The sequence below is a fragment of the Mycolicibacterium sp. XJ662 genome (assembly GCF_053484035.1).
This window is the reverse complement of the sequence record NZ_JBEFTL010000001.1, coordinates 1,534,592-1,545,503: the sequence shown is the minus strand read 5'-3', so window position 1 is coordinate 1,545,503 and position 10,912 is coordinate 1,534,592. Positions and strand designations below refer to the sequence as shown.

Here is a 10,912-nt window from a genome sequence, read left to right as displayed (position 1 = left end):
GTGGCTGATGTTTTGGATCGGGGCGATCTCGGCGGCCACCGCGGCCACCACATCGGTGAAGTAGAACTTGGCTTCCTGATAGTCGCGCTCACGGCGGGCGAACAACTCACCCACCGCCGCCAGGCGCCGACCCATCGCCGCCGACTCCTCCCGGGTCTCCTCACCCATGAAATCGACCAACTCGCCATCCGACACCAACTCGAACATAGGTTCGACAATAGTCGGCGCCACCGACAGGAGCGGCCCGGCAACCGGGTCAGCGTTTGAGGTTGGCGTACCAGTCCAGCAGCGCAGGGTCGTCGACGGCGCTGCGCTCGACCACCTTCGCCGATTCCGCACCCTGGAACAGCTTCTTGATCGGCACCTCGAGCTTCTTGCCCGTACGGGTGTGCGGCACCCCCGGCGCGACGATGATCTCGTCGGGCACATGCCGCGGTGAGACCTCGGTGCGGATGGTGTTCTTGATGCGGTCGCGCAGTTCGTCGGTGAGCTCGGCGTCGCCGGCGAGCACCACGAACAACGGCATCCAGTACCCGCCGTCGGCCTGTTCGGCGCCGATCACCAACGCCTCGGCGATCTCCGGAATCCGTTCGACGGCCTGGTAGATGTCGGCGCTGCCCATCCTGATGCCGTGCCGGTTCAGCGTGGAATCCGACCGGCCGTGCACGACGATGCTCCCGCGCTCGGTGATCGTGATCCAGTCTCCGTGCCGCCACACGCCGGGGTACGTCTCGAAATACGCGCTGCGGTAACGCGATCCGTCGTCGTCGTTCCAGAACCTGATCGGCATGGACGGCATCGGCTTGGTGATCACAAGTTCGCCCACCTCGTCGCGCACCGGGTTGCCCGACTCATCCCAGGCGTCCAGCGCACACCCTAGGTAGGGCGCGGACAACTCCCCCGGCCAGACCGGCACGGTGGGTACGCCGCCGATGAACGCCGACACCACGTCGGTGCCGCCGCTGATCGACGACACCTGGACGCGCTCACCGACGTTGTCGCGCAACCACAGTGACGTCGACGGTGGCAGCGAGGAACCCGTGATGCCGACCGTGCGCAGCGCCGAGAGGTCGTGGTCGTTTCGGGGCACCACACCGGCCTTGGCGCAGCTCAGCACGTAGCCCGGGCTGGTGCCCAGCACGGTGGCGCGTACCCGCGCGGCGATCTCCCACAGCGCGTCCGGGCTCGGCGAGCTGGGACTGCCCGCGTAACAGAGGATTGTGGACCCGACCAGTAATCCGGCGACCTGGAAGTTCCACATCATCCAGCTCGGGCTGGTGAACCAGAAGAACGTATCGTCCGGACCGATATCCGACTGCAGTGCAATGGCTTTCAAGTGTTCCAACAGGACACCGCCGTGGCCGTGCACGATGCCCTTCGGCAGCCCGGTGGTGCCCGAGGAGAACAGGATCCACAGCGGATGGTCGAAATCCACGGCAGCAGTGGCCAGTTCCCGACCCTCGCCCGGGTCACCTATCTCGGCGGCCAGCACGGTAGCGCGCAGCGACGGCAGGCCGGCCTGCATGGCCGCGACGTCGTCGCGCTTGTCGTGGAACTTCCCGCCGTAGTGGTAACCATCGGCGGTCACCAGCACCGTCGGTTCGAGTTGACCGAGGCGGTCCAGCGCCGCCTTGGCCGAGTAGTCCTGTCCGCACGCGCTCCACACCGCACCGATGCTGGCCGTCGCGAGAAACGCGATGATCGCCTCGGGGATGTTCGGCAGAAATCCGACCACCCGGTCGCCGGCGCCCACCCCAAGCTCCCGCAGCCGATGCGCGAAAGCAGCTGTCCGGCTGAGAAGTTCAGCCCACGACACTTCCTCGGTCGAACCGTCCTCGGCCACGTGCAAGATGGCCGGCCGGTCGGTGCGCGCGTTGCGTATCACCTGGTCGACGTAGTTCAGCTTGGCGCCGGGAAACCACTGCGCACCGGGCATCGTCTCGGCGGCCAGCACCGTGTCCGGTCGGTCGCCGAGTTCGAAGTAGTCCCACAGCGCCGCCCAGAACGCGGAAGAATCGTCGACCGACCACTGCCACAGCGACTGATAGTCCTCGAAAGGTGTGTCGACCCGCTGCTGCACGAACCGGGCGAAATCGGTGATCCGCGCCTTCGCGATGTCGTCGGCGGTCGGCGTCCACTGCGCGGCCACGGTCTCGGTCATCGGGCGCTCCACCCGCCGTCCATCGTGTACGAAGCGCCCGTCACCATCCCCGCATCCGGTGAAACGAGCCAACCCACCAGGGAGCCAACCTCTTCCGGTTCGACCAGCCGCTTGATCGCGCTCTCCTTCAGCAGAATCTCTTCCACCACCTTATCCTCGGGGACGCCGTGGCGGCGCGACTGGTCGGCGATCTGCTTGGTGACCAGCGGAGTGCGCACGTATCCAGGGTCGATGCAGTTGCTGGTCACGTTGTGCGGACCGCCCTCCAGCGCAGTCACCTTCGAAAGACCTTCCAACCCGTGCTTGGCCGTGACATAGCCGCTCTTGTACTCGGAGGCGCGCAGGCCGTGCACCGACGAGATGTTGATGATCCGACCGAACTTCTGGCCGTACATGTGCGGTAGCGCGGCGCGGATCAGCAGGAACGGCGCCTCGACCATGAGCGCCAGGATGAACCGGAAACGTTCGGGCGGAAACTCCTCGATCGGGCTGACGTGTTGCACGCCGGCGTTGTTGACCAGGATGTCGGCCTGCAGTTGCAGGTCTTCGAGGGCGCTGACGTCCGAAAGGTCGACGACCCAAGGCTTTCCACCGATCTCGCGGGCGACGGTTTCGGCGCCGTCGGCGTCGAGGTCGGCGACGGTGACCTGGGCCCCGCGCGTGGCCAGCGCGCGCGCACATGCGGCGCCGATTCCGCTCGCAGCGCCGGTGACCAGTGCGGTCCGGCCGTCCAGATCGGTCATGGCTGGTCCGCCTTCGCTAGCTCATCGCGGTCGGCCTGATCGAGGGCCTCCAGGTCGATTCCGTTGGTTTCGCGGGTGAGGAGGGCGGCCACCAAGGTGATCGCCGCCGCGCCCGCGAGATACAGCGCGATCGGCACCGCCGAGTTGAACCTGTCCAGCAGCCAGGTCGCGATGGCCGGCGCCAACGAGCCGGCCACGATCGAGGTGACCTGGTAGCCAAGGGAGACACCGGAGTACCGCATGCGGGTGGGGAACATCTCGGCCATCAGCGCCGGCTGCGGCGCATACATCAGCGCGTGGATCACCAGGCCCGCGATGATGGCGCCCATGATGAGCAGGTAGTTGGCGCTGTCCATCATGGGGAACGCGAAGAAGCCCCAGCTGGCCGCGGCGATCGTGCCGACGATGTACACCGGCCGACGCCCGAAGCGGTCCGCCAACCGTCCCACCTGCGGGATGACCACGAAGTGCACCGCGTGCGCGACCAACAGCCACCACAGGATGTCGCTCGTGTCCGCCTCGACGTGGGTCTTGAGGTAGACGATCGAGAACGTGACGACGAGGTAGTACATGATGTTCTCGGCGAAGCGCAGCCCCATCGCGGTGAAAACCCCACGCGGGTAACGCTTCAACACCTCGACCACGCCGAAGGACGCCGCTTTGGCCCGCTCGACCTCTTGTTGGGCGGCGACGAAGATCGGTGCGTCGGAGACCTTCGTGCGGATGTAGTAGCCGATGAGCACCACCACCGCCGACAGCCAGAACGCGATCCGCCAGCCCCAGGACAGAAACGACGCCTCCGAGAGCACCTGCGTCAGGACCAGCAGCACGACGGTGGCCAGCATGTTGCCGACGGGCACCGCCGCCTGGGGCCAGCTGGACCAGAACGCGCGCTTGTCGTTCGGGCTGTGCTCGGCGACCAACAGCACCGCGCCGCCCCACTCGCCGCCGACCGCGAAGCCTTGGAGGAACCGCAGGATCACGAGGAGGATCGGCGCCCACACCCCGATCTGCGCGTAGGTCGGTAGGCAACCCATGAGGAAGGTGGCGGCGCCGACGAGCAGGATTGCGAACTGGAGAAGTTTCTTGCGGCCGTATTTGTCGCCGAAGTGTCCGAACACCACGCCGCCGAGCGGCCGCGCGACGAACCCGACGGCGTAGGTCAGCAGTGCGGCGATCAGCCCGGCGGCCTCGCTCGTGCCCTCGGCGAAGAACACCTTGTTGAACACCAGCGTGGCCGCGGTCGCGTACAGGAAGAACTCGTACCACTCGACGACCGTGCCGGCCATCGAAGCGACCACCACCCGCTTCAGACCGGTCGGTACCGCACCGGCCCCGGCGGGCCTCGGCTCGTCACTGATGCTCATCGGACGCTCCTTCGAACGGTGACCCTGGATCCAGACCCGCTGTGTGAGTATTCATGCAGGTCCCCCGAACCCGCAATAGCCAAACCTGCAGCACCAATCTGCGAAAATGCAGATATGACCGCGCCGCTCGGCCGCCGACCCAGCGCCGATGACCTGCTGGTTTTGCTGGCTGTCGGCCGTTCGGGCCGCTACACCACCGCTGCCGAGGAACTCGGGCTCAACCACACCACGATCTCGCGACGCATCGCCGCACTCGAACGTTCAATCGGCGGCCGGGTGCTGGCGCGAGGTGCCGGCGGCTGGGAACTGACCGACCTCGGCCGCGAGGCGTTGTCGGCAGCCGAGGCCGTCGAATCGGCGGTGCGGTCCCTGTCGGTCGACACCGGCGGCGAACGCACCCTGGAGGGCGTCGTACGGATCTCGGCCACCGACGGTTTCTCGGCCTACATCGCCGCGCCGGCCGCCGCCCACGTCCAGCGCGAGCACCCAGGGGTCGCCGTCGAGATCGTGGCCACCACCCGGCCGGCCACCCAGCAGCGTTTGGGCCTGGACGTCGAGATAGTGGTTGGCGAGCCGAAGGTACACCGCGCCAAGGCGATTCAACTGGGTGACTACCGCCTCGGCCTGTACGGAGCGCGCGAATACCTGCGTGCGTACGGCACACCGACGAGCATCGCCGACCTGTCCCGCTTTCCGCTGATCTACTTCATCGACGCCATGCTGCAGGTCGACGACCTCGACGTGGCGACCAACTTCCCCCCGACGATGCGCGAATCGGTGACCTCCACCAACGTTTTCGTACACGTCGAGGCGACACGAGCCTCCGCCGGCCTGGGCCTTCTGCCCTGCTTCATGGCCGACCGCCATGACGACCTGGTGCGGGTGCTGCCGCGCGCCGTCGCGGTCCAGCTGACCTACTGGCTCGTCGCGCGCGCCGAGACGTTACGCCGACCCGAGGTCGCCGCCGTGGTCGACGCCATCCGTGCCCAGATGGCCGACCAGCGCGACGTTCTGCTCGGCCGGGATTGACCCGAAGGGGTTGCGTATCGCGCGGCGTCTTGCTGCAGTCGATTCATGCCGTTCATCGATCATCCGAAGGGCCGCGCCTACTACCGCCACTGGGCTGCCGCCACCCCACGCGCCGTCGTGATCTTTCTGCACGGCTTCGGCGAACACACCGGGCTGTATCACCGTTACGGTTTCACGCTGAACGCCGCGGGCATCGACTTGTGGGCGGTCGACCAGTTCGGCCATGGCCTGACCCCCGGTGCTCGCGGTGACGTCGGTTCGATCGGTGACAGTTCCGAATTGGCCGACGCCTTGACCGAGATCGCCGAGAGCCAGCGTCCCGGTTTACCGATGATCGCCCAGGGCCATTCGTTCGGGTCGGTCGTCACGCTGTTCCGGTTGCTGAACCATCCCGACCGCTACCGGGCGGGGGTGATTTCGGGTGCACCGCTGGTGCCGATCGCCGCGATGCTCGACAGCGACCCGTCTGTCGAGCTGGATCCGGCGTGGCTTTCCGCGGACCCCTTCTACGTGGATACGTTGGAGACCGACCCGCTGGCGTTCGTCGACGCCGACGGCGTGGCGCTGACGCGGGAGCTCGACAAGGCGTGGGACCGGTTCGGTTCCGATCTGCCGAAGCTCACGGTGCCGACGCTGGCGCTGCACGGCGTCAACGATCCGATCGCGCCGATCGGGCCAGTGCGCGCCTACGCCGAGCAGATCGAGGCGCTGCGGATCGCGGAGTTCGCGGGAGCCCGCCACGACGTGCTCAACGAGGCGATGCACGCGGAAGTGGCCGCCACTGTCATCGACTTCATCAACGGTCTCTAGAGCCAGGTGTCGTCGGTGGTGGCGGTGAGGAACGCTTCGAGGTCGTCGCGCCACTGCGCCGGCGTGGTCTTGTCCGGTTCGATTCCGGTGTACTGGCCCCGGTAGAACAGCAGCGGGCGCGGCTTGCGCTGCGGGGCATCCGACAGCGAGTGCACGGCGCCGATCACCACGTAATGGTCACCGCCGTCGTGCACGGTATGCACCGTGCAGTCGATGTGCGCCAGCGTTTCCTTGATCACCGGTGACCCGAGTTCGGAGCGGTACCAATCGAATTTGGCGAACTTGTCGGGCTCCTTTGAGCCGAACGTCGCCGAGACGTCCTTTTGGTTCTCATGCAGCACGTTCACGCAGAAGTTCCCGCTGGCCTCGATCGCCTGCCACGACCGCGACATCTTGGTCGGGCAGAACAACACCAGCGGCGGATCCAGCGATAACGCCGCAAAAGACTGGCAGGCAAAGCCGACCGGCACCTCTTCGTGCATCGTGGTGATCACGGTGATACCGGTACAGAACTGGCCGAGCACACTGCGAAATGTGCGCGGGTCCAACGTTTCTGCGGACACTAGCTCTTAAAACCGACGCTGAAGTCGTGGCCCCACAGGCTCACCGCGGTGCTCTCGCGGGCGACCCAGTCTTCGTCTTTGACTTGCAAGCCCTCACAACCGAATTCGACGTCGAAACCGCCGGGTGTCTTCATGTAGAACGACAGCATCTTGTCGTTGACGTGGCGACCCAGCGTCGCCGACATCGGCACCTTACGCCGCAGCGCCCGGTCCAGGCACAGGCCGACATCGTCGCTGCTTTCCACCTCGACCATCAAATGCACGATCCCACTCGGTGTTTCACCGGGCATGAAGGCCAGGCTGTGATGCCGCGGGTTGACTCCGAAGAACCGCAGCCACGCGGGCGGTCCGTCGGCGGGCCTGCCGACCAGCTGCGGGGGCAGCCGCATCGAGTCGCGCAGCGAGAACCCGAGTACGTCGCGGTAGAAGTGCAGTGACTCGGCGTCGTCGCGGGTGGTCAGCACCACATGCCCGAGCCCCTGCTCCTCGGTGACGAACTTGTGACCGTAGGGGCTGACCACGCGGCGGTGCTCGAGCGCCGCCCCGTGGAACACCTCGAGCGTATTGCCCGACGGGTCGTCGAAGATGATCATCTCGTCGACGCGGCGGTCGGCCAGCTGGGCGGCCGTGGCTTCCTTGTACGGGGTGCCCTCGACGTCGAGCCGGTTACGGATCTCCTGCAGCGCTGCGGCGTTCGCGGTTTCCCAGCCCGACACCTGCAGCCGGTCATGTTCGCCCGGCAGGATGACCAGGCGCGCCGGGAAGTCGTCCATCCGCAGGTAGAGGGCGCCATCGGTGTCGCCCTTACCCTCGACCATGCCGAGCACCTTGAGCCCGTACTCACGCCAAGCGGCGACGTCGGTGGCCTCGATCCGTAGATAGCCCAGTGACCGGATGCTCACGACCCGCCTCCTAGAAAATCCACCGTCAGCTTGTTGAACTCGTCGAACTTCTCCAGCTGGGCCCAGTGTCCGCACTGCCCGAAGACGTGCAACTGCACCCGGGGAATCTGCTTGAGGGCCACCAACGCGCCGTCGAGCGGGTTGACGCGGTCCTCACGGCCCCAGATCAGAAGTACCCGCTGGCGTAGCTTGTACACCTCGCGCCACATCATGCCGAGCTCGAAGTCGGCGCCTGCAAACGATTTACCCATCGCTTTGGCGGCGGCCAGCGACTCGGGCTGCCTGGCGATCGCGAAGCGTTCGTCGATCAACTCCGGCGTGATGAGGCTCTGGTCGTGGACCATGATGCGCAGGAACTTCTCCATGTTCTCGCGCGTGGGCTCGGCGGTGAACTTGCCGAGCAGCTTGACGCCTTCGGTGGGGTCGGGTGAAAACAGGTTGACGCTCAACCCGCCGGGGCCCATCAACACCAGCCGGCCCGCGCGCTTGGGGTTGTCGAGCGCGAACCGTACCGCGGTCCCGCCGCCGAGTGAATTCCCCACCAGCGCAGCACGTTCGATGTCGAGGTGGTCGAACAGGTTCAACACCGCGGTGGCGCTGTAGCGGTTGTACTGCTCGTGTTCGGTGTGCTTGTCGGAGTGCCCGTAACCGGGCTGGTCGACGGCGATCACGTGGAAGTGCTGTGCGAGCACGGCGATGTTCTTGCCGAAGTTTGACCAGCTCGAAGCGCCCGGTCCGCCGCCGTGCAGCAGCACAACGGTCTCGCCGTTGCCGACGCCGGCCTCGTGATAGTGCAGCCGCATATCTTCGCGGACCTGCGCGTAACGCGACGTCGACTCGAACGTGATCTCTTGCTGTTGGGCAGCTTCGGCGGCGAAGGAGGTCATCAGACCATCGTGTCCTGCGGCGGCAGGCCGAACTCGTTGTTTCCGAAAATCAGATAGGCCCGTTCCGGATCGTTGGCGGCGTGCACGCGTCCGGCATGTGCATCACGCCAGAACCGTTGCACCGGAGCGTCGTTGTTCAGTGCGGTGGCGCCGGAGGCCTCGAAGAGGCGGTCGATCGAGGCGATGGCGCGGCCGGTCGCGCGTACCTGATCGCGTCGCGCCCTGGCGCGCAGTTCGAACGGAATCTCCTGGCCGGCCTGCAGCAGCGCGTACTCGTCGCCGACGTTGCCCATCAACTGACGCCACGCGGCGTCGATATCACTGGCCGCTTCGGCGATGCGGACCTTGGCGAACGGATCGTCCTTGGCCTTCTCGCCCGCGAATGCGGCGCGCACCCGCTTGCCCTGGTGCTCGACGTGCGCGTCATAGGCGCCGTAGGCCATCCCCACAATCGGCGCCGAGATGGTCGTCGGATGCACTGTGCCCCAAGGCATCTTGTACACCGGCGCGGTGTTGTTCTGCAGACCACCGGCAGTGTGGTCGTTCATCGCCTTGTACGACAGGAAGCGGTGCGTCGGCACGAACACGTCCTTGACCACCAACGTGTTGCTGCCCGTGCCGCGAAGCCCCACCACGTGCCAGACGTCGTCGATGTCGTACTCGGTGCGCGGGATCAAGAAGCTGCCGAAGTCCACCGGGCGGCCGTCCTTGATCACCGGCCCGCCGACGAACGTCCACGTCGCGTGGTCACACCCCGACGACCAGTTCCACGAGCCGTTGACGAGGTAGCCGCCGTCGACCACCTGGCCCGCGCCCATCGGCGCGTACGACGACGACACCCGCACGGCGGGGTCCTCACCCCAGACTTCTTCCTGGGCCTTCTGGTCGAACAGGGCAAGGTGCCAGTTGTGCACACCGACGATCGATGCCACCCATCCGGTGGATCCGCACGCGCTGGCCAGCCGGCGGACCGCTTCGTAGAAGAGCGTGGGGTCGCACTGCAATCCGCCCCACTGTTCGGGCTGCAGCAGCTTGAAAAAGCCGACCTCGTCGAGTTCGGCGACGGTCTCGTCGGGCAGGCGACGCAGGTCTTCGGTGGCCTGCGCGCGCTTGGCGATCAACGGCAGCAGATCGTCGATACCGGCTAGGACCGACTGCACGTCACGCTGTTCAATGGACGTCACTGGTTTGCCTCCCGAGAGCTAAGGACCTGCCGATGAGCGCTTGTGCAAGAGCAGACCGTTAGACAGAGATTAGAACACGTTACGATTCATGTCGAGTACAGCGCTCCAACAGCTGCTGGACCTGCACACATGTGTTTCTGTAACCTGTTCTAATTATGGGCCTAGGAAAGGGTAGACGGCCGTGACCGATGAGCCGCTCGGCAGCCACGTGCTCGAGCTCGAAGTGGCCGAGGTGGTCGAGGAGACCCCCGACGCGCGGTCGCTGGTATTTCGCGTCCCCGACGGCCCCGAGATTCCCGCCGAACGGCTGCGCTACGCACCCGGCCAGTTTCTGACGCTGCGGGTGCCCAGCGAGCGCACCGGTTCGGTGGCGCGCTGCTACTCGCTGTGCAGCTCACCGTTCACCGGCGATCCGATGACCGTCACCGTCAAACGCACCGACGGCGGCTACGCGTCCAACTGGCTCTGCGACCACGCCCACCCGGGCATGAAGATCCACGTGCTCGCCCCGTCGGGCACGTTCGTGCCCAAGACGCTCGACGCCGACTTTCTGCTGCTCGCCGCCGGCAGCGGGATCACGCCGATGCTGTCGATCTGCAAGTCGGCGCTGGCCGAAGGCAGCGGCAAGGTGGTGTTGGTCTACGCCAACCAGGACGAGAACTCGGTGATCTTCGGTGCGGCGCTGCGCGAGCTGGCTGCCAAGTACCCCGACCGGCTCACGGTCGTGCACTGGTTGGTCAGCGTGCAGGGGCTGCCGAACGCCGCGGCGCTGGCGGGCATCATCGCGCCCTACGTCGGACGCGACGCCTACATCTGTGGGCCCGCGCCGTTCATGGCCGCCGCCGAGGAGGCGCTGCAGAACGCGGGGGCCGATACCAGTCGGATCCACATCGAGGTGTTCAAGTCGCTGGAATCCGACCCGTTCGCGGCGGTGGTGATCGAGGACGACGACAGCGACGAGGGCCCAGCCACCGCGATCGTCACGCTCGACGGCCAGACCCACGAAGTTGTCTGGCCGCGCAACGCCAAACTGCTCGACGTGTTGCTGGACAAGGGGCTGGACGCACCGTTCTCGTGCCGCGAAGGTCATTGCGGGGCGTGCGCGGTGCTCAAGAAGGACGGCGAGGTCGAGATGGAGGTCAACGACGTGCTCGAGCAGTCCGACCTCGAGGAGGGTCTGATCCTCGGCTGCCAGGCCAAACCACGGTCGGATTCGGTCGAAGTCACCTACGACGAGTAGCCGGCGGGCTAGCATTCGCCGCACCG

10 protein-coding genes and 1 pseudogene are annotated in these 10,912 nt (G+C 66.3%); 3 read left to right on the top strand and 8 right to left on the bottom strand.

Annotation, left to right across the window (positions count from 1 at the left end; all coding sequences use genetic code 11):
* The 4 genes and pseudogenes from ABQE93_RS07290 to ABQE93_RS07275 all read right to left on the bottom strand — a co-directional run.
* A pseudogene (locus tag ABQE93_RS07290) lies at positions 1 to 207 on the bottom strand (HNH endonuclease); the annotation flags it as partial.
* A 49-nt stretch (positions 208 to 256) separates the two neighbouring features.
* Positions 257 to 2,161, bottom strand: coding sequence for an acetoacetate--CoA ligase (locus tag ABQE93_RS07285; RefSeq protein WP_448411414.1), 1,905 nt, complete (start codon positions 2,159 to 2,161; stop codon positions 257 to 259).
* Positions 2,158 to 2,904, bottom strand: a complete 747-nt coding sequence (locus ABQE93_RS07280; RefSeq protein WP_448411412.1) for a 3-hydroxybutyrate dehydrogenase — start codon at positions 2,902 to 2,904, stop codon at positions 2,158 to 2,160. The genes ABQE93_RS07285 and ABQE93_RS07280 overlap by 4 nt, the downstream gene beginning before the upstream one ends.
* On the bottom strand, positions 2,901 to 4,271 hold the full coding sequence (locus ABQE93_RS07275) for an MFS transporter (protein ID WP_448411410.1): 1,371 nt from the start codon (positions 4,269 to 4,271) through the stop codon (positions 2,901 to 2,903). The genes ABQE93_RS07280 and ABQE93_RS07275 overlap by 4 nt, the downstream gene beginning before the upstream one ends.
* A 114-nt stretch (positions 4,272 to 4,385) precedes the next feature.
* Here ABQE93_RS07275 and ABQE93_RS07270 point away from each other — a divergent pair, with 114 nt between their 5' ends.
* Both ABQE93_RS07270 and ABQE93_RS07265 read left to right on the top strand, forming a co-directional pair.
* Positions 4,386 to 5,300, top strand: coding sequence for a LysR family transcriptional regulator (locus ABQE93_RS07270; protein WP_448411408.1), 915 nt, complete (start codon positions 4,386 to 4,388; stop codon positions 5,298 to 5,300).
* A gap of 45 nt (positions 5,301 to 5,345) precedes the next feature.
* Complete coding sequence (locus tag ABQE93_RS07265) at positions 5,346 to 6,110, top strand: alpha/beta fold hydrolase (protein ID WP_448411406.1); 765 nt, start codon at positions 5,346 to 5,348, stop codon at positions 6,108 to 6,110.
* Here the strand turns inward: ABQE93_RS07265 and hsaB are convergent.
* The 4 genes from hsaB to hsaA are packed head-to-tail and all read right to left on the bottom strand — an operon-like array spanning position 6,107 to position 9,646.
* The gene (gene hsaB / locus ABQE93_RS07260; RefSeq protein ID WP_448411404.1) at positions 6,107 to 6,673 is read right to left on the bottom strand and encodes a 3-hydroxy-9,10-secoandrosta-1,3,5(10)-triene-9,17-dione monooxygenase reductase subunit; all 567 of its coding nucleotides are present in this window, start codon (positions 6,671 to 6,673) and stop codon (positions 6,107 to 6,109) included. The genes ABQE93_RS07265 and hsaB overlap by 4 nt on opposite strands.
* Positions 6,673 to 7,575, bottom strand: a complete 903-nt coding sequence (hsaC, locus tag ABQE93_RS07255; protein ID WP_448411402.1) for an iron-dependent extradiol dioxygenase HsaC — start codon at positions 7,573 to 7,575, stop codon at positions 6,673 to 6,675. Before hsaC ends, hsaB begins: the two co-directional genes overlap by 1 nt.
* Entirely contained in the window at positions 7,572 to 8,462 is an 891-nt protein-coding gene (gene hsaD, locus ABQE93_RS07250) for a 4,5:9,10-diseco-3-hydroxy-5,9,17-trioxoandrosta-1(10),2-diene-4-oate hydrolase (RefSeq protein WP_448411401.1), read from the bottom strand. The genes hsaC and hsaD overlap by 4 nt, the downstream gene beginning before the upstream one ends.
* A complete protein-coding gene (hsaA, locus tag ABQE93_RS07245; protein ID WP_448411399.1) occupies positions 8,462 to 9,646 on the bottom strand; it encodes a 3-hydroxy-9,10-secoandrosta-1,3,5(10)-triene-9,17-dione monooxygenase oxygenase subunit in 1,185 nt (394 codons plus the stop codon). The genes hsaD and hsaA overlap by 1 nt, the downstream gene beginning before the upstream one ends.
* A 181-nt stretch (positions 9,647 to 9,827) precedes the next feature.
* Here hsaA and ABQE93_RS07240 point away from each other — a divergent pair, with 181 nt between their 5' ends.
* Positions 9,828 to 10,886, top strand: a complete 1,059-nt coding sequence (locus ABQE93_RS07240; protein WP_448411397.1) for a 2Fe-2S iron-sulfur cluster-binding protein — start codon at positions 9,828 to 9,830, stop codon at positions 10,884 to 10,886.
* Positions 10,887 to 10,912: the final 26 nt, after the last annotated feature.